This is a genomic window from Clostridium tunisiense TJ, from assembly GCF_000300195.1.
In the GTDB taxonomy this organism is placed as follows: Bacteria; Bacillota; Clostridia; order Clostridiales; family Clostridiaceae; genus Clostridium_J; species Clostridium_J tunisiense.
In genome coordinates this window covers 16,002-38,967 of sequence record NZ_AMQH01000011.1, presented here as the reverse complement: position 1 = coordinate 38,967, position 22,966 = coordinate 16,002, and the positions used below count along the sequence as shown (strand labels likewise).

The window sequence follows — 22,966 nt, the reverse complement described above, 5'->3', positions numbered from 1 at the left end:
TAGTATAAGTTTATAGTCAGTGACTTATAAGGGGAAGTTTTAAAATCATAATAAGTTATATGAAATTTAATATAGAAACCTGTTAAAATTTATTTAAATAGAATAGATGACCCCTATTCGGAATAATAAGAATAAAATTATTGGAGATGATTTTTTGAGTCTTAATTTTTATAGAGATGAAGTTGAAGAATTTATGGTTAAAGCTGGATTTTCACCAGAGGTGGAAGAGGATATTTTTAATATGTTAGATGAAGAGTTAGCTCTTCTTAAATCTTCCTGCGGTAATGAAGATAAAATGCAGCATCAGGTATATGATATGCTTTTCTTACTTTTTGAAATAGCTGCAAAGCACAACATGGATTTAGATTCTGAGTGGATTAAAGGTAGAGAGAAAAAGAAAAAATATTTAATAAAATAAATAAGATAAAAGTTTTACTGTGCACTACATAAAACTTTTATAGAAACAATATTATTAATAATTGAAAAGTAGGGCATTAAAATAATTGATGATTGTTTAGAAATTAAGCAAATTAAATAGGGATAGAAGAGGTGGTAAAGAAGTTGGAAAAGTTAATTGATTTAACACAAATAATTGAAGATGATATGCCAGTATACCCAGGAGATATGAAAACAAATTTGGTTCAAACTGAGTACTTAAATGTAAATAGTTATAATAATCATAGACTAGAAATTGGTATGCATGCAGGCACACATATAGACTCACCTATGCACTTAACTGAAAGCGTAGAATATATTTCAGAAATACCCTTAGATTCTTTTATAGGAGAAGGATGTATAATAGATGTTAGAAATCAGTGTATAATCAAAATGAAACCTGAATATGAGAACTTAATAAAGGAAAATAGTATTGTACTTCTTTACACTGGTTTAGATGAAGTTTATGGTACTTCTCAGTATTATGAAGAACATCCAATTATAGATATTGAGTTTTGTAAGTTTTTAATAAGGAAAAATATTAAAATTATAGGTATGGATATCCCTTCTCCAGATAGGTATCCTTTTGAAATTCATAAAATGCTTTTACAAAATAAGGTGTATATAATTGAGAACTTAACAAATCTTCATAGGTTACTCGAAGTACAAGGTTTTGAAGTCATAGCGTTTCCTTTAAAGATAAAAGCTGATGGTTCAATGGCAAGGGTTGTTGCAAGAGTTATTTCATAATTAGCTTTAGAGGGGGATATGGTACAGAAAAAAATTGTTTTTCAACCCTATGTAATAGCTTAAGACCATGGAGGAGGATTTAAAATGTATAGTATAATGATTGTGGAAGATGATAAAAAGATAAGCAGCCTTATAAAAAACCATCTAGAAAGATATGGATATAAAACTTATATTGTAGAAGATTTTTCAAATGTAAAAGGAGAATTTGTAAAAAATAATCCTCAGCTACTTCTTATGGATATTAATTTACCTTTGTTTGATGGCTTTTATTGGTGTAGAGATATAAGAATGATATCAAAGGTGCCTATAATTTTTATTTCAGCTAGAGATTCTGATATGGATCAAGTTATGGCTATTGAAAATGGAGCAGATGATTATATTACAAAGCCATTTTCCTATGAGGTGCTTCTTGCAAAGATAAAAGGAGTTATGAGAAGGGTTTATGGAGATTATGCGGAAGCCACCAGCAATGAGGTATTAGAGGTTAATGGATTATTTTTATATTTAAATCAAAATACTGCTGAGTATAAAGAAAAGACCATAGAGCTTAGTAAGAAGGAGTTTCAGCTTTTATATTCCTTACTTAAAAGTGCAGATAAAATTGTTTCAAGGGAAACTTTACTTGAGGTTTTGTGGAGTGATGTGGATTTTGTTGATGATAACACCTTGTCAGTTAATATGACAAGGGTAAGAAAAAGACTTGAGGACCTTGGAATTAGTGAAGTTATTGAGACTAAGAGAGGTCAAGGGTATAAAATAGCAGTTAGATGGTAAAAAGTAGGTGAAGGTATGAAACTTAAAAAGTTCCTTAAGGATAGAATTGCTTACATAATAGTATGCTTTTTAAGTACTTTAATAACAATTCTTATAATGAGTTTAAGCTTTATTATAAGAGGAAATCATATTTCAATAAATAATGTACTATATGCACTTTTAGTTTCAGCAGTTCTACTGTTGATGTTTTTGCTTTATGAGTATTATAAAAATAAAGATTTTTATAAGCAATTAGATTTAATATCAAAATCAAAGGAAGATTTAGATTATATTTTAAATCTTGGAAGTCCAAACAGTAGTGAACAAGAATTGATTAAAAGAATTTTACTTAACACTTATAAACTCTGTGGAAATAAAACTATAAAGTATGAAGAAGCACATAAACAGTACATACATTTTATAAACCAATGGGTGCATCAAATGAAAACTCCGGTATCAGTTATTAATTTATTACTTCAAGAAGCGCAAAGTGAGGAGAATAGAGAAATATATGGTAGCATAGCTGAAGAAAATGAAAAGTTGTCTCATGGTCTTGATATGATGTTGTATAATGCTAGGCTTAGTGAGTTTAATTTAGATTTTAATGTGGAGACTTTAGATATAATTTCTATTGTGAGAAAAGTGGTAAATGATAATAAAAAATCCTTAATTAGATATCATATATTTCCTAAAATTCATTGCAATGATGAAATAACAGTACACACAGACAGAAAGTGGATTTACTTTGTTATAAATCAAATAGTTATTAATGCTATAAAATACTCAAAAGTTGAGACTGGAGGAAGTAAAAGCATAAGTTTCAAAATTAACTGTGAGGGCTCAAAGATAACTCTATCCATAAGCGATGAGGGTATAGGAATTCCTAAGGAAGATTTAAGTAGAGTATTCAATGCCTTCTTTACAGGAAAGAATGGAAGGAAAACTTCAGAGTCTACGGGGATGGGAATGTATTTAGCAAAAAGAGTTTGTGATGAGTTAAATCATAATATCACTGTAGAATCAGAGAAAGGAAAGGGCACTACCTTTTCTATTGAATTTTATGAAGGCAAGAATATATTTAAATTTTAACCTTTCAATTTTGTAAGGTTAAAGTTATATTTGAAAGAGAAATCAATAGGTTGATTTCTCTATTTTTTTTATAATATATTTAGGGTTTTCAGTTATGCTTTGTATAGGCTTCCAAGATGAAAATATATTTTGTTCATTTTTAAAAAGCCTTAAGGGAACCAAGATAGGGAATTATGTATAATTTTAGTCTTGATTTCGTTCCCTATAGATAAACCCTAAATTTGAAATTGAAAGGAAGGATAATATGTCAATATTAAAGGCTGAAAATATAACTAAGATTTATGGTGATAAAAGAGGAAGTTTAAAGGTAAAGGCCCTTGATAAATTTAGTATTAATATAAATCAAGGAGAATTTGTAGGAGTAATGGGACCCTCAGGAAGTGGAAAGAGTACCCTTTTAAATATTCTTGCAACTATAGATACACCGTCTTCAGGGGAACTTTTTATAAATGGAACAAATCCAGCAAAACTTGATGAAAAGAAGTCAGCATTATTTAGACGAAAGGAACTTGGGTTTATTTTTCAAGATTTTAACCTATTAGATTCACTATCTATAAAGGAAAATATAGTACTTCCTCTAGTACTTGATAAAATGAATCCAAAGGAAATTGAAAAAAGCGTGGAGGGCATTGCTGCCTTACTTAACATAAAAGATATTTTAAATAAAAGACCCTATGAAACTTCAGGTGGACAGCAACAAAGGGCAGCTTGTGCAAGAGCGTTGATTCATAATCCAGCAATAATACTTGCAGACGAGCCAACAGGAAACCTTGATTCAAAGGCATCTCAAGATGTGATGGAGTCTTTAGATAATCTTAATAAGGAAAAAAAGGCCACTATTATGATGGTTACTCATGATCCCTTTGCAGCTAGTTTTTGTCAGAGAATAATAATGATTAAGGATGGTAAGCACTTTTTAGAAATTGTAAAAGGAGGCAACCGTCAAGCTTTCTTTAAGGAAATTATGGATTCATTAACCATGATTGGAGGAAGATATAATGACCTTGCGTAGTATTGCTTTTAAAAATATAAAGGGTAATTTAAATAAATTTGTAATGTATTATCTAAGTAATGCCTTAGTGGTTATGGTTTTCTTTATTTTTGCTAATTTCCTGTTTAATCCGCAAGTGAAAAATGTAAAAACCATGGGACAAATGGGAGGAATGACAGCCCAAGCTATGTTTCTTTGTGAAATTGTAATACTGATTTTTACAGTTGTATTTACCAACTATTCTATTACAAGTTTTTTAAAGTCTAGGGAGAAGGAATTTGGACTTTTATCTATGTTTGGACTTACAAAAGGTCAAATAAGAAGCTATGTAATGTTTGAAAACCTTATTGTTTCTTTATTCTCCATAGGAACGGGATTACTTTTTGGATTATTGTTTTCAAAACTATTTTTCATGGCAGTTTCAGCAATTCTAATTTTAGATGCAGAACTTCCATTAAATATATCAGTTAAAGCTATAGCAATAACCACAGTAAGTTTTTTAGTATTGTTTCAAGGCATTGGGTTTATGGCAAGTTATAAGATTAAAAATAATAATATAATTGAACTTTTAAAAGGAGAAAAAATTGCTAAACCAATACCAGAATTTTCTCCAAAGAAAGCAGTTTTATCAATAGTTCTAATAGGAGTAGGTTATAGCACTGCAGTATTCTCAAACCAAGCTATAATATTTACTATGTTTCCAATTTTAATTGTTACTGTAGCAGGAACTTATCTGCTTTACTCACAGTTTAGCGTGTATTTTACTAATAAACTTAAAAACAATAGCAGCGTTTTTTATAAGGGAACTAATATGATAACCTTGTCCCAAATAATATTTAAGCTAAGAGATAATGCGAGAATATTATTTGCTGTGTCGATACTCTCAGCGGTAACCCTTACAGCCTCAGCAAGTGTATACTCTTTTCAAAAGACCCTTCAACATAGTTCGATTTTAAATTATCCACAGGATATAAGCTTTGTAGAAAGTGGATTAAGTACCCATGAAATAATAAGCACTGAAAAGGTAGAAGAAATTTTAGCTTCCCACAAACATGAGATTCAATATAAAAATAAAATAATACTAATAAAGGGGACTAATGAGGATTTACCTAAAAATGAAGCTATAAAATATAATAGACTAGCAAATAATAAAGATTTTTATATTATGAGTAATAGTGATTATAACTCCTTAGCAAAACAACAGAAAAAACCTACAACTACAATTAATAAGGGTGAAGTTTTAGTACATTCTTATAACTTTACAGGAGGTAAAGGGACAAAAATGTTCCTAGATAAAAAGGAGCTTAAGCTAAATATTGAAGGTGAATCAACCAGCTGGCTTATAAAAGATGAAATTACCTCAGGAATAATAAATGCAAATCAAGAAGCTACTAATACAGCTGTTCTTAGTGACGAGGACTTCAATAAAATTAAGAGTGCGCTAACAGAAGAAAAGCTACAAGTTTATTATGGGTATAACATAAAAAACTGGATGAAAGCTGTAGATGCAGTGGAAGAAATCATAAGGCAAGTTCCAAAGGAAAGAGCTTATGATTTTAGAGAAAGAGTTATAGATATTTCAGGATTGATGACGGGCATGTCACTGTTCTTCTTTATAGGAACCTTTATCGCCATACTATTTTTTATAGCAACAGGAAGCATCCTATACTTTAAAATGTTTAATGAAGTTCAAAAGGATAGACAGGAATTTATAGCACTTAGAAAGATAGGAATGTCTATTGAAGAAGTTAAAAAAATTGTTAGCACTCAGTGTTTTATAATGTTCTTTCTTCCCTTCTTAATAGCCTTTAGTCACACAAGTTTTGCAATAATAGCTTTTAGTAATTTATTAAGAACAAGCCTAAGCTTTTATTTAATGATTATAGTAGGTATTTATTTATTACTTCAAATAATTTACTATAGCTTTGCAAAGTACATGTATGTAAAACAGATTAATAGTTGGAGGTAAGGTGACGTAGTGAAAATGTCACTGACATCATAGGAACGCACTTAAGTAAAATGGAAACCAATAAAAAGCAACAAAATTTGTTTTGATTTGATGTAATCACAATAATTAGATTAGCTATTAAGTGATAAGGAGTTGCATAACCTTATCACTTTTATTTTTATATAGGAAAGGAAGCTTTTTTGACCTATAATAATACCAGTAAAGCCTTGTAATTAGTGGAGATTACAATGAATTCAAAAAAATACAAGTAGTTGCTGATTTTTTTTAAAAGGCTTGTGAATATGCTTATTTTCAATAAAATATATTTATAATTTTAAAAATATATTGAATATTACAAAAACATAGTGTAATATAAATAAATAAATCCATAAATTTACTTAAATGAATAATATGGGGATTGTTCATTAATTTATGAGGATGAAAACATAAAGAGGGGGAAATGGGATTGAAAAGTAAAAAATTATTAGCAACTTTAATTGTTATGTCAATGGTATCAACCACTTTGCTAGTGGGATGCAAAAAAGAAGATGCAAAGGAATCTAATAAGGATAATAGTACATCTCAGGAAACAAAAATGGACAAAGAGCAATTTTTAAATATTGTTCTTGCTGCAGAACCTAAAACTTTAGATCAATCAAAATCTACAGATTCAGTAGCTTCTCAGGTGTTAACAAACACTCAGGAGGCCTTAACAAGAATTACTGTGGACAAGGATGGAAAGGATAAGATAGTAGAAGGCGGAGCAAAGGAATGGAAACAGTCTGAAGATGGATTAAAGTGGACTTTCACTTTGAGAGATGCAAAATGGAGTGATGGTAAGCCAATTACAGCTAAAGACTATGTGTACGGAATTACTAGAACTCTAGATCAAAAAACCGGATCTCAATATGCTTTTCTATTATTCCCTATAAAGAATGCTAATGAGTTTAATAGTGGTAAAGCAAAGGTTGAAGATCTAGGAATTAAGGCAGTTGATGATAAGACAATTGAATTCACACTAAGTTCACCTTGTGCATATTTCTTAGATTTAACATATTTTAAGGTTATGCAGCCACAAAGAGAAGATGTTTTGACACAGCACGGAGAATTATATGGAGCTGAAGCTAATACTATGGTGTTTTCAGGTCCCTTTATTATAAAAAATTGGGTTCACAACAATGCAGTTGAACTAGAAAAAAATCCAGAATACTGGGATGCTAAAAATGTAAAATTAGAAAAAGTAACTATGAAAATTATAAAAGAAGAAACTTCAAGAATGAATGAGCTTTACAATGGTTCCTTGGATAGCGCAGGAGTATCTAAGCAAGAGTGGATAGATAAATTCAATGGAACTGGAAAGTTTGATGTAAAAAAAGGATATGATGGTACAGGTTTTTATACACTTTTCAATCAAAAAAATAAGCTATTTAGTAATGAGAAGGTAAGAAAAGCCTTTATTATAGCAGAAGATAGAGAAGGAGTAGCAAAAACATTATATAGAGGGTTAGCAGAACCAGCATATGCTTGGTGTCCACCTGGAATACAGATAGATGGTAAAGACTTTAGGGAGAAAGTTAATCATAATTTGGTAGAAGAATTAAAGAAGCAACATCCTGATGCAAAAGCTTTGCTATCAGAAGGGTTAAAAGAGCTTGGATTAGATCCAGATCCATCGAAACTCAATATCAAATATTTAGAGTCAGGTACAGATGCAAGATCTAAAGAATTTGCTGAGTTTGCTCAGCAAAACTACAAGAGTAAGCTTGGGATAAATGTTGAGTGTGAATACGTTGAATGGGCGGTTTTCCAAAAGAGAACAGAGCAATATGAGTTTGAAATTGCAGGTAGTGGATGGACTGGAGATTACAACGACCCAAACACCTTCTTTGATTTGTTTATAAGTAATGCAGGAATAACTAATACTGGATGGGAAAGTGAAAAATATGATAATTATATAAAAGAGGCAGCTAAAACTACAGATATGGAGAAGAGAACTAACTTATTTAAGGATGCTGAAAGGCTTCTTGTGTATGAAGATGGTGTAATTTCACCTCGTATATGGAGATTTAAAAATACTTTTATAAGAAAATTTGTTAAAAATTATGCAGCTCCAACCTTTGGAACTATAGATTTAAAATACACCTATACTGAAGGAAGAGAATAATATAAAAGCAGTGCTTAGGCACTGCTTTTATATTATAAAAATGTTCCTAAGTTTACAGAAATTTAAAAAGGAAAATTTAAGTAAGTCTCATTGACATATAGTGGGAGAAGTTTTATAATAAGTACATAACATCAATATGATATTATCTAAATGAAATTAAGTTTGGGGGAAGTTGCTTTGGATAACTTTTTTATAAATAAAGAAGATGAATTCCTAAAAAACTATGATGAAAGTCAGTATAAAAGACCTAGTGTCACCAATGATATTTTAATATTTACAACAGAGGATATAGAGGAAGATAATCTTAGGAAGATACCTAAAAAGGGTATGCAGGTTATTTTAATTAATAGAGAAGATTACCCTTATAAAGATACATGGGCTCTTCCAGGAGGCTTTGTTCAAATGGAAGAGAGCTTAGAAGAGGGCGCGAAGAAAAAGCTTAGGGAGAAGACAGGAATAGATAAAGTGTATACTGAGCAGCTTTATACCTTTGGGGATGTAGATAGAGATAAAAGAACAAGAGTTATTAGCGTAGGAAATCTTGCATTGGTTGAAAAAAGTAGTATAAAAATTAAAGAAATCAAGGATGATAAAAAAAGTCAATGGTTTTGGGTAGATAAAAATCTTTTAAGCTGTGAAAAACACCAAGAGTATATAGAAAAGAAGCATATTTTAAAGCTTAAGTCTCATGACGGAAAAGTAACCATCAATTATGAGGTTATAGAGAAAGTAGGGAGAGATGTTTTTAGAAGAAAAGAAACTTCCTATAAACTAATAGAGAATTCCACAGAAGAATTAGCCTTTGATCACTATAAGATTTTAGATTATGCCATTGATAGATTGAGAAACAAAGTAGAGTATACTCCAATTGCCTTTAACCTTTTACCGAGGATTTTCACAGTAAAAGAGCTTCAAAATGTTTATGAAGCTATTATGGGAAGAGAAATTTTGAATTTTAGAAGAAAAATGGGAGATATGATTATTGAAACTGATGAAAAATTAGAAGGTAGACCCTTTAGGCCTGCTAAAATGTTTAAGTTCAATGAGAACTGGGAACATAATTTTTAAAAAAGTTAGGGTGGTATAAAATGATTTATTTAAATGATGAGAAGCTAGAGGTTAATAAATTTCCTAATGGGGAGTCCTTTATTAAGAGTGAGAGTTTAAAAATTAAAGAAGGATTTAATGAAATAAAAGTTAAATTTGAAAATGATGAAGATATTACTCACTTAATGTTCTTAAAGTATCATTTAGACGAACTAAGAATAAAGTGCAATTTAGTTATTCCATACATGCCGTATAGTAGAATGGATAGAACAGAAGGCGTAATGATTTTTACTTTAAAACATTTATGCAAAACAATTAATAGTTTAAACTTTGAAACTGTGACAATTTATGAGCCTCATTCAGAGGTAACCACTGCCTTGCTAGATAGAGTTAGGGTAGTAAATATGACTAAGGTTTTAACAGAAGAGCTTTTAAAGAATTTAAATGGGGGAAAAGAAGACGTTTATTTGGTTTATCCTGATGCTGGTGCTGCTAAAAGATATGGTAAAGAAATAAACTATGAAAATATATTAACAGCAAATAAAGAAAGAGATTTTAAAACAGGCTTCATAAAAAGTCTTGAAATTAATGGTCATGTGAAGCAAGCGGGTTTTAAGGCAATTATAGTAGATGACTTATGTTCAAAGGGTGGAACCTTTATGATGACAGCTAGTAAGTTAAAGGAAATGGGAACTAGTGAAATCTATTTAGTAGTTACCCACTGTGAAAATACAATTTTTGAAGGAAACTTACTAAATAGTGACTTAGTAAAGGGGATTTATACAACTAATAGTATTTTGAGCAAAAAACATGAAAAAATTAGGGTTTATGAAATATAGGGAGGTATTTATAATGGGGAAATTGTTAGTAGTTATTGATTATCAAAAGGATTTTGTGGACGGAGCACTAGGCTTTGAGAAAGCTACAACCCTTGAAGAAGGCATTTATAACAAGGTGAAGGAGTATTTAAAGGTAGGAAATAAAGTAATATTCACCTATGATACTCACTTTGAAGATTATCTACAAACTAGAGAAGGAAAAAACTTGCCAGTTAATCACTGCCTTAAGGGCAGCGAAGGTCATAAATTGCATGGAAGATTAAGGGGGTTTTCAAATATAGAGAATACCCTTCATTATGAAAAAAGGGGCTTTGGGATTTCTCCAAAGGACATGATTAAAATAGCAGAAGAAATTGGAGAAGAGGTTGAAGAAATTCAATTAGTGGGAGTTGTTACTAATATTTGTGTAATCAGCAACGTGGTTTTATTCCAGTCCCAATATAGAAATGCAGAAATTATAGTTGATGGAAGCCTTTGTGCTAGTTTTGACCCTTCACTTCATGAAAAAGCATTAGATGTAATTGAAGGGTTACAGGGAAAAGTGATTAATAGGGGGAAATAACTATGATAAATCCAATGCTATTAACGGATTTTTACAAGACAATTCACCATATGTGTTATGCAGAAGGCATGACTAAATTAGTAAGTTACTGGACTCCTAGAATGTCTAGAAAAGAGCACATGGATAAGGTGGTTATGTTTGGACTTCAGCCTTTTATTAAAAAGTATTTAATCCAGTATTTTAATGATAACTTCTTTAAAAGAGATAAGGAAGAGGTTATCAAGGAGTATAAGAGAATTATTTCTAATACCTTAGGAAATATTGCAGCTGATACAAAGCATATAGAAGCTCTTCATGCTTTAGGATATTTACCTATACAAGTTAAAGCTATAGCTGAAGGTGCAAGGGTAAATATTAAAACTCCAATGATTGAAATTACCAACACCCATGAAGATTTTCCATGGCTGGTGAATTATTTAGAAACTTTTATGAGCTGTAATATATGGCAGCCTATGACCAGTGCCACAATTGGTTATAGATATAGAGAAATAATAGAAAAATATTTTAATTTAACTGTAGATAATGGAGAGGTAAGAAGGGGTTGTGGAGATTTTAGTATGAGGGGTTTTAGTTCTGTGGAGAGTGCAGAGCTTAGTGGAGCAGCTCATCTTCTCTCTTTTCTTGGAACTGCAACTATTCCAGCCATTGCTTACCTTGAAGAATATTATAATTGTGATGTGGAGAAGGAATTAGTTGGACTTGGAACACCTTCCACAGAGCACAGTGTAATGTGTAGCTATGGAGAGGATGAGTTTTCAGCCTATAAAAGATTAATCACAGAAGTGTTTCCAAGGGGAGTTTTAAGTATAGTTTCAGACACTTATGATTATTGGAGAGTAATAACTGAGATACTTCCAAAATTAAAGGAAGAAATTCTAAGTAGAAATGGAAAGGTTGTCATTAGGGGCGATAGTGGAGATCCTATAAAAATAATATGTGGTGATAGTAGTGCTCCAAGAGATAGTGAAGAATACAAGGGAACAGTGGAGCTGCTTTGGGATATATTTGGAGGAGAAATTAACTCAAAGGGCTATAAGGTGCTAAATAGTAAAATAGGTGCAATTTATGGAGATAGCATTACTATTGAAAGGTGCGAAGAAATTTGCAAAGGGCTTATGGAAAAGGGGTTTGCAGTTAATAATTGTGTTTTTGGAATTGGTTCTTACACTTATCAATATAATACTAGGGACACCTTTGGTTTTGCATTAAAAGCAACTCATGCTGTGATAGGGGAAGAAGAAAGATTCATCTTTAAGGCTCCTAAAACAGATAAAGACAACTTTAAAAAATCTCAAAAGGGAATGTGTTATGTGTTTAAACAAGGGGAAGATATCTTATATAAAGATGAATTAACCATAAAACAACAAGAAAGTTATAAGGATAATTTACTAGAACTAGTATTTAAGGATGGAGTATTAATTAAGGATTATTCCCTATCAGAAATAAGAAATAGACTACACGGAAAATTTTAAGTTTATAAGGAGGAGAAGATAGTGAGAAAAGGTTTTAATGTTGAAAAGGTATGTGGAGAAATTATAACTTGGATTAGAAATTATTTTAAAGCTCAGCCAAGTGCTAAGGGGGCTGCAATTGGGATTAGTGGAGGAAAGGACAGCACTATTGTAGCTAAACTATTAGTTGAAGCCTTAGGGAAAGAAAGAGTATTTGGAGTTTTAATGCCTAATGGGGAGCAGAAGGATATAGAGGATAGCTTAAGGGTAGTTGAAATTTTAGGAATTAACTATAAAGTGGTGAATATAGAAAAGGCATATAAAGGGTTAGTGGAGGAAATTCAAGAAGATTTATCACAGGATGCTAAAATTAATATACCACCAAGGCTAAGAATGACTACAGTGTATGCAATTGCTGCAAATCTTCATTACAGAGTATGTGGTACAGGAAATAAATCAGAAGCATTTGTAGGCTATACAACAAAATGGGGAGATAGTGCTTATGATTTTAACCCAATTGGAGATTTAACTACAGAGGAGGTTGTAGCTGTTGGGGATTATTTAGGATTACCCTATGACTTAGTGCATAAAACTCCTAGTGATGGATTAAGTGGAAAATCAGATGAAGAGAAACTAGGCTTCACCTATAAGCAAATTAATGAATATATAGAAAATGGAAGCTGTGGAGATAAAGAAATAGATGAGAAGATCAAGTTGAAAAATGAATATAATAAGCATAAGCGAGCTTTACCACCAAAATGCGAGATAGAGTAATATAAGCTTAATGATTTTCTTAAGCAGTATGAGTTCATTTTGAGGATTTGTATAGTTAGTTTTAATTTTAGATATTGTGTTTAAGATGAACCTTGTATTTGTGTTCCATACAAACACAAGGTTCATCTTAAATTTTAACAATCCTTAATTTTCTATAAGTTGTAATATTACTTTTATAGAGGGGTTATTTAAAAAAGTTTATACTAGATAAAAGACAATGTATTGTAAAGCACTGCATTTATTCTATTTAGAATATTGAGTTTTAGCGAATATGAGCTCAAAAGTAACGAAGTAAAAAGGTTTTACATAAATAGGTATTTACATGATTATGTGAATGTTGGTAATATATTCCTAGGGGTATTAATCAAGGATTACTATGGATTTAAGAGCAAGATTTAAAAAACGATAAAAAATCATAAGGTATTTAATTTGATTATTATATTTTATGGCATATTTAAGGGGAGTTGGTTTAATGAGTTATTTAAGAAAAATAGTGGGGGAAAAGTGTTACTTATCACCAGTAGATGGCAATGAAGCAGAAAAGGTAGCTAAGTGGAGTAATGATATTGAAGTTGCAATTAGAACTGGTGATATATCGGATATGATTTCTTACGATACACAAAGAGAATATCTTTTAAACATGAATAATAGCAGAGGCTATGCCTTTTACATTGTAAGAGCAGAAGATAATGAAGTCATTGGAATAGGAAGACTTATGAGAATAAACTATATAAACAGAAATGCTGTTATGGGTATGTTTATCGGAGAGAGAAGCAACAGAAATAGAGGCATAGGCTCAGAAGCTACTAAATTAATACTAGATTTTGGCTTTAATGTACTTAATTTAAGAAACATAATGATTGAAACCTTTTCCTTCAATGAGCCAGCAATAAAAGCATGTAAGAAGTGTGGTTTTAAAGAAATTGGCAGAAGAAGAAAAGCAATTATATATGGAAATAATGAGTATGATGAAGTTTACATGGATATTTTAAATGAGGAATTTCAAGATTCAATAATTAATAAGGTGTTAAATAAGTAGGCATGAAGGTAGAGTGAGACAGGGGAAGCAAGCTTTAGGTGAATGAAGTAAGGACTAAAAGTCTATGGGGGTAAAAGATGATTTTGAAATTAAACGCTTCCCATCAAAATAAGTTAGAGAAATTTTTGATGGAAGAAAAGGAACTAAACCTATTTATAATAGGAGATTTAGAGAACTTTGGGTTCAATGAGGAGTTTATAGAGTATTGGGGAGAATTTAATGAAAATAATGATATCATTGCAGTTTTACTGAGATTTTATGATGATTTCACTGTTTACTCTAAGGGTGAATTTGATGCACTTGGGTTTTCTAAAATTTTAAAAGACTATAATTTTAGCTTATTAAGTGGGAAAATGTCTGTGGTAGAAAAGTTTTCTCACCATATAAAAGTTTATGGAAAGCGTGAAATGTATTTTGCAAAGCTAGATAAACTTGATAAATTATATAGTGGAGTATTACTAGAGGTAATACAACCTACTTTGCAAGAAGACGTAGTAAAGCTTTATGAATTATACACTATAATAGATGGAAGAGAAGATATAGAAACCTTAGAAAGACTAAAAAGTAAATTTTCAAGTAAAGGTGGAAGAGGGTATCATATAAAAAATCACAAGGGTGAAATGGTATGTAGTGCTGAAACAACAGCAGAAAATAAGCATTCTGCTATGGTTGTAGGAGTTTGTACAAACCCTAATTATCGCAATAAGGGCTATGCTACCGCAGTTGTTTCTAAATTGTGCAAGGATTTACTCTTAGAGGGCAGAACTCTTTGTTTGTTTTACGATAACCCCGCCGCAGGAAAGATATATAAGAATTTAGGCTTTGAAGAAATTGGTTTCTGGAGTTTATGGGAGGGCAAAGAAGGTAAGTAGAATATCTATAGTTTTTAAAAAATTACAGTGGCAATTTAAATATGCGTTACCTAAGTCTTAAAGAATAGCAAATTTAAAAGGGCAGGAAACCTGCCCTATAATTTTACTCTTTTTCTACCACCACAACATTAATTCCTTGTTCGTCAAAAGCAGCTAGGTCTTCCTCAGAGGCATCCCAATCTGTAATTAAGGTATCTAATCTATTAGCTGGACAAATACTTAATATTGATTCAAAGCCAATTTTTTCTGTAGGAAACAATCCGATTGTTTCTCTTGAACTATCAATTATAGCATTCCAGAAGGTGATTGCTACGGATTTTTGAATTGATAAACCAAACTTAGGAGATATAGAAGCAGAAGTAATGAAGCATTTATCAAATCTTAATCTAGTAATCATTTCAACGGCAAAGGCATCATAACAGTTGCCCTTGTTATCCATTTCTCCTCCTAAAAAAATTACAGATATATTATCCTTTTTCCTGAGTTCTTCTGCAATTATGATAGAATTTGTTACAGCTCTAATACGGATATCACTTGGTAAGTTTTGAGCCATAAAATAACCAAGGGTTGCAGAAGTTATAAAAACTACATCATTGTCATTAATCATGGAAACAGCTTTTAGAGCTATTGAAAGATAGTTATCTTTAACAGAGGTTATATCCTTTGCTGTAGTTTTTGGTGGTTTACCTGATGCAACTTGTCTTGTAGGAATTGCACCACCATGAGTTCTTTTTAAAAGGCCTTTTTCTTCAAGTATTCTTAAGTCTCGTCTTGCGGAGTCAACAGATACGTTAAATTTTTCCTGAATTTCTCCAATAGATATTCTGCCATTTTCAGAGATAATGTCTAAAATAGCTTGGTGCCTTTCTTCAATAAACATAAAAATATGCTCCTTTTTAATAATTAAAGAGAAATCATTGTGCACTATGATTCATCTTTATTAATATTATATCATGAATGTTAACGAATATCAACATAATCTGGAAATAAAACTGAAAAATAATTAATAATAAGGAAATAATGTTAATAAACATTAATAATGTGTAGTTAGAACATTGTAGGTTCATTATATCAAGGGATTGCAACATAATTAAGCTATAAAGACTATGGAAAACCCAACAATGAAAAAGTAAATATAAATTTTAAGGTAAGCATATAATCTAAACCCTAGGTTATATGTTTTTGTTATATCTAGAATATTTCTTAATATCTTTATTAGTAGGTAAGTTAGTCCATAAAGTTGGTGTTAGTTTGTGTATAAACCTAATAAAGATATAGGAGTTACTTATGAATGCAAAGTATTTAAATAAATGCACCATTATCAATAGCTTAAAAGGGATTATTCAAATTCCATTTATTTTGATAACTTCAGAACTTATTTCTAAAATTGTTTATCATGCTGGCAATGGTAGTATAGACAAGGTAAAAAATAAATCTATAACCTTAATAATTTTTATAGTGTCATATCAGATTTTTATTTTTATTAGTAATATATTCAGTCAAAGAGAAGTAGAAAAGGCTAGTCAGAGCTTTCGTGAGAATGTTTATAGTTGCTTTCTCAATAATTCTTTTAATGAGGATAAGTCCACTGGGGAAGTTATTGTGAATTTCACAAAGGATGTGGGAGAGGTTATTAAATTATACGCAAAGATTTATTCAAGTTGTATAGTTAACTGCATTACTACTGTTGCTTATCTTTTATTTATGGGAGTAAGTCATATAGGGTTAGCAGCACTGATTCTCATAATAGGCTTTATACAAATAGTTCCTCCTATTATTGTTAAGAAGTTTATGGTGAAAAATTATGATGCCACTATGGATATTGAAGGGCAAATAACAGACTATATAGCGCAAGGCTATAAAGGAACAGCTACTATTAAGCTTTTTAATTTATACGAGTTTTATCTAAAGGGTTTAGAAAAGCTTCATGATATATATGTAAAAGTTGGTAGTAAGAGTGAATTAGCGGCACAAAGCCAGAACTCCATGGAAAGTGCTATAGATATTGTATTAAGATTTGGTACCTATAGCTTACTAGGGTTTTTTGTGCTAGAAAATGCTATTGCTCTAGATACAGCAACTAAGGTAATAGTGTTATCAAGAAGTTTCTATTCAGCCATGAATGGAATTTTTAATGCTATTCCAGAAATATATGTGGCTAAAAAGGCAAAGGATAGATTATCTTTAATAACTAAGAAGAATAAGAAAAACTATATAAACTTAAAGGTGAATGTTAATAAACCCTCAGAAGAGGCTATTTTAGAAGTTGAAAACCTTTCTTTTGGCTATGAAAATAATATTATTTTAAAGAATATATCTTTTAAAGTAAAAAAGGGTGATTTAGTAGTTATAAGCGGAGCTAATGGTTCAGGAAAATCCACGCTATTGAACATCTTAATGGGTTTACATAAAAATTATAATGGACATGTATATTTTAATGGTATGGATTTAAGAAGCTTAGATTTGGAGAAATATTATGGGTCGATTTCTTGTAACTTTCAAGAAGAAAGTGGTTTTTCCAAATCCTTAGAGGAGTTTTGGAGGCTATTAGAGCAGGGAGAAGTTCTAATAAAAAAAGAAGCTTTATGCCTTGGAAAAACCTTCAAATTAGGTGATGAGTTAATAATCAATGAAAGAATTAATAAGTTTTCTGGAGGAGAAAAAAAGAAAATTTATCTAATAATAAGCCTGCTAAAACAGCATAAACTATTGTTTTTAGATGAGCCAAGCAATTCTCTTGATGTAGAGGGGAAGAAAGTGCTTAAAGAGATATTAAAAAATAGTAAAAACACAATAATTATGATAACTCATGATCCCTATTTTATGGATATTTGCAACTTGAAAATCAATTTATGTGAAGGGGAAATTACAGAAGAAAGGGGAAAGAACTGAGAGTGAAAAGGAAAGTAATAAAAGATATTCTTAAAATTATGTGGCCAGTTATAGCCATGAATATCTTTAATAAAATTATTTTGGGATATTTAGTTATTTTTACAGGAAGCATAATAGGAAGTTTTGCAGAGGCAGCAGTTAATGGAAATAAAACTATAGTCAAAGAAAGTTTTATAGCATTATTAATAGCAAGTGCAATGACTATTCTTATTATACCTTTTATTAGATATATAGCTAATTGTATTTTGTTTAAGGCATCACTTAAGTATGAAAGGCTTATAGTAAGAAAATTTATAAGTAAATCCTATAAAAATATAATTAATTATGATGTTGGAGAAATTTCCTATAGATTAGAAATGGATGCAAATGAATTAATGTGGGCATTGATAATATTTATTTCTACTTCAGTTGCAACTATAGTTGTGGCACTTGGGCTTTTCATGAATTTGTTTAATATCAATGGAATTTATGCAATAGCCTGCATTGTTCTAGGGGCAATACCTGTACTTATAGCAATGATTAGTAGCAGTTTTGAGCAAAGGTATGAGCTGCAAAGAAAAGAGTATGAACAAAAATCCAGAGATATGCAAAGTGATATTTTCTCAAACTTCAAGTTTATAAAAGTATATGGAATTAAGGAAGCTGTACTAAAAGATTTTTCAAACACATTTTGTCTCTACTATGAGAAAACCATAAAAAGAGTTATAAATTGTAGCAGTGTGGTGGAATTATCCAATAATCTATGCAACTTATTATGCCAAGTAGCCATTCTTTTGTTAGGGGCTATTCTTGTTTCAGTAGGGAAAATCAACTCAGGTGCTATAGCGGCCATGATGATATACTTTAGCAAGGTTCAAGATATGTACAAAGACATTTGTGACATAGTTAAGAACTGTAGACTTCTTCCTCAGTGTTTGGATAGGGTTGGAGAATTTTATCTAATGGAAGAGGCAAGTGGAAAGGAGAAGTTAAAGGATTTTTCTGTGCTTCAAGCAGAGAATATTGGTTATAAGTTTCATAACTCAAAGAAGGCCTTTGAAAACATCTCATTTACTATAAAAAAAGGTGATAAGGTTGCTATTATGGGAACTAATGGAAGCGGAAAATCAACTTTATTAAAGATTATAAGCAGACTTTATGATGATTATGAGGGAAGTGTGAAAATAAATGGTACAAAGCTACAAAGTTTTGATTTAAGTGACTTTAGAAATAATATAGCATACATGGAGCAAGATCCCTTCTTATTTACCACAGATATTTATAATAATATTGCTATTGGTAATATAAAGGAATCAAAAGAGGAGTTAGAAAAGTATATAGAAAAAGTTGGACTGGCTGAGATAAAGTATAAGGAAACTAAGGAATTAGGAAGCAACCTATCTGGAGGAGAAAAACAAAGGGTATCTATTGCTAGAGCCTTGATTAGAAATTCCAACATACTACTAATGGATGAACCCTTTAACAATTTAGATAGTAAAGGAAGAGAGGTAATTAAAGAAATTCTTAGAGATGAATCAAAAACCATTATGTTTATAACTCATGACTATGAACTGCTAAAGTATGCTGATTTCATTGTGGATATGGGTGTTAAGTAAAAAAGGACAATATGTAAACCTTAAAATAATTCGGCACAAGTTTGTTAAAAATAGGTCGTTAAAAAGGTTGATTATCTAATTGAATATTCAACCTTTTTAATCACTTGTTTATCTTTACTTGATATAAAATGAAGTAAGAAACATTGTAATTAATGTAAAAATAATACATACTATAACTATATTCAAGTAAAAGAACGTAATTATAGATATTACTTAAAATATAGGGGGCAATTATGCAAGGATATAATGTAATAGTTGTTTATGACAATAACTGTGAAAAGCTACTAATGTGTAAAAGAAGAAAAGAGCCATACAAAGGATTGTTAAATTTAGTTGGGGGTAAGATACAAGCTAATGAAGAAGGCTTAGAAGCAGCATACAGGGAACTTGAAGAAGAAACAGGAATTTCAAGAAGGGACATAAATTTAACTCACTTAATGGATTTTACCTATTATATTCATAATTGTTACTTGGAGGTTTATGTTGGAAAGTTAAATAGAGAATTTAAAGTATTTGAAGATGAAAATGAATTATTATGGACAAATTTTAATAATGACTTTTTTGATATGACTCAATTTGCGGGAGAAGGAAATATTGGTCACATTATTGAGCATGTAAAAATGTCAAAGGATATACTTTTAAGGTAACAATTTTGTAAAGTGGAGGATTCTATGATTAATATTATACATATATGTTTTTCAGACAGTGCGGGAGGAAGCATATTGGAGTTTTAGATAATGAAATTATTGCAGAAAATTTATTGAAATCTAGTTATAAATATAAGAATAAATATTTATAACTAGATTTCAATATTGGTTTTACACATAATGGCACTGTGGTATAATAATTATGTTAATATTGTTGAATTACTTGATAAGTGTAAATAGAAGCCTTATATCTGTTAGGATATAAGGCTTCGTGCTTAAGTAATTAATTTGTATATTTGAATTGAAAGCTATAGATAGGATATTTATAATTTGAAAGGTCGGATAAGTATGAGTTTACAACATATTCAAGAAGCAGTTGGGAGCTTTACTGAGAGCAAGGGAATGAATTCAAATGTTAATGTGAGAATTATTGACTTAGCATCTGAGGTTGGAGAGTTATCAAAGGAGGTTTTGAAAGGAACTGACTATGGTAACAAGGTTTTTAGTAAAACTGAAGAATGGAATAGTGAGGTTGGGGATGTATTATTTTCTCTTATCTGCTTAGCCAATGAAACTAACACTAATTTAGAGGAATGCTTGAATCATGTACTTAATAAATATGAAAAAAGATTTAAAAGCAAAGGTGATTTAGGTTCAGGAAGGTAATTGAGTTTAAATTAATTTTATAGACATGGAATTTGATTGTTAAAGAGTAAGTATATTTTATAAATTTGAGGTGATTAAAATGAATATTTCAGTTTTAGGATGTGGCAGATGGGGTACCTTTTTAGCTTGGTATGCGAGTAAAATTGGTCATAATGTATCTCTATGGGGAAGAGAAGGATCAGCAAATCTTCTTCAGTTAAAGGAAAAAAGAAAAAATGAATATTTAACTATATCTGAGGAAATGAAACTGACAAATTCTTTAGAGGAGGCAGTTTCCTTTGCAGATATAATAATTATTTCAATAAGTGCTCAACAACTACGTAATTTAGGTAAGCAATTAAAGTTATTACCTGATGCGCAAAATAAAATATTTGTTTTATGCATGAAAGGACTAGAGGCTACTAGTGGAAAGAGATTGTCTCAAGTTTTTAAGGAGGAAGTAGGTTCTAGTGTAAATTTAGCAGTTTGGCTAGGACCAGGACATGTTCAAGACTTTGTTAGGGATATACCAAATTGTATGGTAATAGGCAGTGAAAATATAGAAGTAACCAAGACTATTGTTAATACATTCAATAGTGATTTGATTAGATTCTATTATGGGCAAGATCTCATTGGAAATGAAATTGGAGCTGCCACTAAGAATGTAATGGGAATAGCTGCAGGTATGCTAGATGGACTTAACTACAGTAGTTTAAAAGGTGCATTAATGGCAAGAGGCACTAGGGAGATATCTCGACTTGTGAGAGCCATGGGAGGAAATGATATTACTATTTATGGATTAAGTCATCTTGGAGACTATGAGGCAACCTTATTTTCTCCTTTTAGCAACAATAGAAGATTTGGAGAAGATTTTGTAGGAGAGAAAAGATTTAATAAATTAGCTGAAGGAGTTGCAACCATTGAGGCACTTCAACAGTTATCAAAACAATATGATGTGGAATTGCCAATTTGCGATGCTTTAGCTCAGGTGATTTTCAATGAAAAAGAAGCTGCCCAGACACTGTTAGATTTATTTTTAAGACCAGTTAAATTTGAATTTTAATAGGTGGTGCAATAAATTAAGGAGAATTTAAAAGATATGTCCGTAAATAACTATGATAAACCAAAAAGGAAAATACAATTAAGTATTATTGCTATTATAACAATACTAATAATAGCCTTGAGCTACTTTATATATTATAGATATCAGCAAAGTAAAACTATAATTCTGCCTGTTGAAAACTATTTTATTGAGAGTAACACAGAGGGAATTAATCTGATTGGAGAAAAGTGGCTTAAAAAATATATGGGTCAATATCAACAAAAGTATCTATCTCGTAACAAGAAAATTATTAATTATACTATTGATAGCATTAATGTTTTAGAAAACAACATTATTCAAATAAACTTTTCAGTTGTTCCAAAGAAATTAAATGAAAACCTAGCATTTCTTTTAAATGGAGCAGTACAAGAAGATAAAATACAATGTCAATGGGTTTTATGGTTTTCAGAAAAACCAACTTCTAATGAAAATAGTATTTATACTGTGACAAAGTTTCAAAGACCTGCAGGCTATGATTTAGAAAAATATAATACTAGTGGTGAAAAAGAAAAAGATGAATACAAAAATAAATATGTAAATGAAGTTCCGTATAAAGAGCAAAAGTATACATATAAAATTCAAGATAGGATTTTATATGTTAGTTATGATAGTGGAAAGGCGTGGAAGGAAGTCCCAGTTTCTTTAGAAGCCTTAGTACAGGTTGGAGATGGGAAAGCTTATTACAATAAGTTGCAAGAGGGAAGCTATGTGATTACTCCAGAAAAGACAGCTTTTATCTATGGTGGCTCCAGAGAAAGTGAGCTTATGATTACTTACACAGAAGACATGGGGGAAAATTGGAGTACAGCAAAAATTAACTCAGATTTAGATAGTGCAAGAGTGAGATTTTGTAGTTTTCCTAGTGTAAAAGTTGGCTATGCAATTGTAGCAGGTGGTAGAGCTATGTCTCAGGAAGGACAAAGTATTTATCAAACTACTGATGGTGGAACTACATGGAAAGAGATGGGGGCTGGACCAAGAACCAGTTTGTTATATTCCGGAGGATTCATAGATGAGAAGGTGGGGTTTATGAGTTATCCAAAAATTGAGGGAGCTGAAACAAATTTTTATAGAACAGAAGATGGAGGAAAGACCTTTGAGCCAATAGTATTACCTGTAGTTAAAGAACAGTGGATGGGAGTAACTTTGGAACCCTTTATTCAGCCAGAAATACCCTATGTTGAACAGGGCCAATTGTTTCTTTTGGTAGGGCAAGGAGAACAAGGGGATTTTAAAGGTGGTACTGTAATGGCAAAATATAAATCAAATGATGGAGGGAAAACCTGGGTATTTGTTCAGTTAGAAGATCATCCTATTGAAGAGATTGGATAAAATAAAGGGCTAATTTATTATTTTAAGGAACTAACTTCC

General features: G+C 30.9%; 21 protein-coding genes. 20 read left to right on the top strand and 1 reads right to left on the bottom strand.

The window, feature by feature from the left end; translation table 11 throughout:
* Window positions 1–154 precede the first annotated feature (154 nt).
* From C661_RS0110150 to C661_RS24225, 14 genes are all read left to right on the top strand, one after another.
* Window positions 155–418 carry a hypothetical protein gene (locus C661_RS0110150; RefSeq protein ID WP_017415201.1) on the top strand — a complete coding sequence of 88 codons (264 nt, stop codon included), beginning with the start codon at window positions 155–157 and terminating at the stop codon, window positions 416–418.
* A gap of 143 nt (window positions 419–561) precedes the next feature.
* Window positions 562–1,185, top strand: coding sequence for a cyclase family protein (locus tag C661_RS0110145; RefSeq protein ID WP_017415200.1), 624 nt, complete (start codon window positions 562–564; stop codon window positions 1,183–1,185).
* 84 nt (window positions 1,186–1,269) lie between these two features.
* Window positions 1,270–1,959, top strand: coding sequence for a response regulator transcription factor (locus C661_RS0110140; RefSeq protein ID WP_017415199.1), 690 nt, complete (start codon window positions 1,270–1,272; stop codon window positions 1,957–1,959).
* 15 nt (window positions 1,960–1,974) lie between these two features.
* Window positions 1,975–3,027 carry a sensor histidine kinase gene (locus tag C661_RS0110135; RefSeq protein WP_017415198.1) on the top strand — a complete coding sequence of 351 codons (1,053 nt, stop codon included), beginning with the start codon at window positions 1,975–1,977 and terminating at the stop codon, window positions 3,025–3,027.
* A gap of 244 nt (window positions 3,028–3,271) precedes the next feature.
* Window positions 3,272–4,039 carry an ABC transporter ATP-binding protein gene (locus C661_RS0110130; protein ID WP_017415197.1) on the top strand — a complete coding sequence of 256 codons (768 nt, stop codon included), beginning with the start codon at window positions 3,272–3,274 and terminating at the stop codon, window positions 4,037–4,039.
* The gene (locus C661_RS0110125) at window positions 4,026–5,987 is read left to right on the top strand and encodes an FtsX-like permease family protein (RefSeq protein ID WP_017415196.1); all 1,962 of its coding nucleotides are present in this window, start codon (window positions 4,026–4,028) and stop codon (window positions 5,985–5,987) included. Before C661_RS0110130 ends, C661_RS0110125 begins: the two co-directional genes overlap by 14 nt.
* A gap of 445 nt (window positions 5,988–6,432) precedes the next feature.
* Entirely contained in the window at window positions 6,433–8,130 is a 1,698-nt protein-coding gene (locus C661_RS0110120) for a peptide ABC transporter substrate-binding protein (RefSeq protein ID WP_017415195.1), read from the top strand.
* Between the two features lie 177 nt (window positions 8,131–8,307).
* Window positions 8,308–9,198, top strand: a complete 891-nt coding sequence (locus C661_RS0110115; RefSeq protein WP_017415194.1) for an NUDIX hydrolase — start codon at window positions 8,308–8,310, stop codon at window positions 9,196–9,198.
* Window positions 9,199–9,218: 20 nt separating this feature from the next.
* Window positions 9,219–10,016: a ribose-phosphate pyrophosphokinase gene (locus C661_RS0110110; protein ID WP_017415193.1), complete on the top strand. Its 798-nt coding sequence runs from the start codon at window positions 9,219–9,221 to the stop codon at window positions 10,014–10,016.
* Window positions 10,017–10,029: 13 nt separating this feature from the next.
* The gene (locus C661_RS0110105) at window positions 10,030–10,578 is read left to right on the top strand and encodes a cysteine hydrolase family protein (protein WP_026051009.1); all 549 of its coding nucleotides are present in this window, start codon (window positions 10,030–10,032) and stop codon (window positions 10,576–10,578) included.
* Window positions 10,579–10,580: 2 nt separating this feature from the next.
* Window positions 10,581–12,050, top strand: a complete 1,470-nt coding sequence (locus tag C661_RS0110100; protein ID WP_017415191.1) for a nicotinate phosphoribosyltransferase — start codon at window positions 10,581–10,583, stop codon at window positions 12,048–12,050.
* 21 nt (window positions 12,051–12,071) lie between these two features.
* Window positions 12,072–12,803, top strand: a complete 732-nt coding sequence (gene nadE / locus C661_RS0110095) for an NAD(+) synthase (protein ID WP_017415190.1) — start codon at window positions 12,072–12,074, stop codon at window positions 12,801–12,803.
* A gap of 472 nt (window positions 12,804–13,275) precedes the next feature.
* On the top strand, window positions 13,276–13,842 hold the full coding sequence (locus C661_RS0110090) for a GNAT family N-acetyltransferase (RefSeq protein WP_017415189.1): 567 nt from the start codon (window positions 13,276–13,278) through the stop codon (window positions 13,840–13,842).
* Between the two features lie 77 nt (window positions 13,843–13,919).
* On the top strand, window positions 13,920–14,714 hold the full coding sequence (locus C661_RS24225) for a GNAT family N-acetyltransferase (protein ID WP_017415188.1): 795 nt from the start codon (window positions 13,920–13,922) through the stop codon (window positions 14,712–14,714).
* Window positions 14,715–14,817: 103 nt separating this feature from the next.
* Here the strand turns inward: C661_RS24225 and C661_RS0110080 are convergent, their stop codons facing one another.
* Complete coding sequence (locus C661_RS0110080) at window positions 14,818–15,594, bottom strand: DeoR/GlpR family DNA-binding transcription regulator (RefSeq protein WP_017415187.1); 777 nt, start codon at window positions 15,592–15,594, stop codon at window positions 14,818–14,820.
* A 407-nt stretch (window positions 15,595–16,001) separates the two neighbouring features.
* Here C661_RS0110080 and C661_RS0110075 point away from each other — a divergent pair, with 407 nt between their 5' ends.
* The 6 genes from C661_RS0110075 (at window position 16,002) to C661_RS0110050 (ending at window position 22,927) form a co-directional block, all read left to right on the top strand.
* Window positions 16,002–17,606 carry an ATP-binding cassette domain-containing protein gene (locus C661_RS0110075; RefSeq protein ID WP_017415186.1) on the top strand — a complete coding sequence of 535 codons (1,605 nt, stop codon included), beginning with the start codon at window positions 16,002–16,004 and terminating at the stop codon, window positions 17,604–17,606.
* Window positions 17,607–17,608: 2 nt separating this feature from the next.
* Window positions 17,609–19,201 carry an ATP-binding cassette domain-containing protein gene (locus tag C661_RS0110070; RefSeq protein ID WP_017415185.1) on the top strand — a complete coding sequence of 531 codons (1,593 nt, stop codon included), beginning with the start codon at window positions 17,609–17,611 and terminating at the stop codon, window positions 19,199–19,201.
* A 233-nt stretch (window positions 19,202–19,434) separates the two neighbouring features.
* The gene (locus C661_RS0110065; RefSeq protein WP_017415184.1) at window positions 19,435–19,848 is read left to right on the top strand and encodes an NUDIX hydrolase; all 414 of its coding nucleotides are present in this window, start codon (window positions 19,435–19,437) and stop codon (window positions 19,846–19,848) included.
* A gap of 348 nt (window positions 19,849–20,196) precedes the next feature.
* Window positions 20,197–20,514, top strand: coding sequence for a MazG nucleotide pyrophosphohydrolase domain-containing protein (locus tag C661_RS0110060; protein WP_017415183.1), 318 nt, complete (start codon window positions 20,197–20,199; stop codon window positions 20,512–20,514).
* A gap of 79 nt (window positions 20,515–20,593) precedes the next feature.
* On the top strand, window positions 20,594–21,556 hold the full coding sequence (locus C661_RS0110055; RefSeq protein ID WP_017415182.1) for an NAD(P)H-dependent glycerol-3-phosphate dehydrogenase: 963 nt from the start codon (window positions 20,594–20,596) through the stop codon (window positions 21,554–21,556).
* A 36-nt stretch (window positions 21,557–21,592) separates the two neighbouring features.
* Entirely contained in the window at window positions 21,593–22,927 is a 1,335-nt protein-coding gene (locus tag C661_RS0110050) for a WD40/YVTN/BNR-like repeat-containing protein (RefSeq protein ID WP_017415181.1), read from the top strand.
* Window positions 22,928–22,966: the final 39 nt, after the last annotated feature.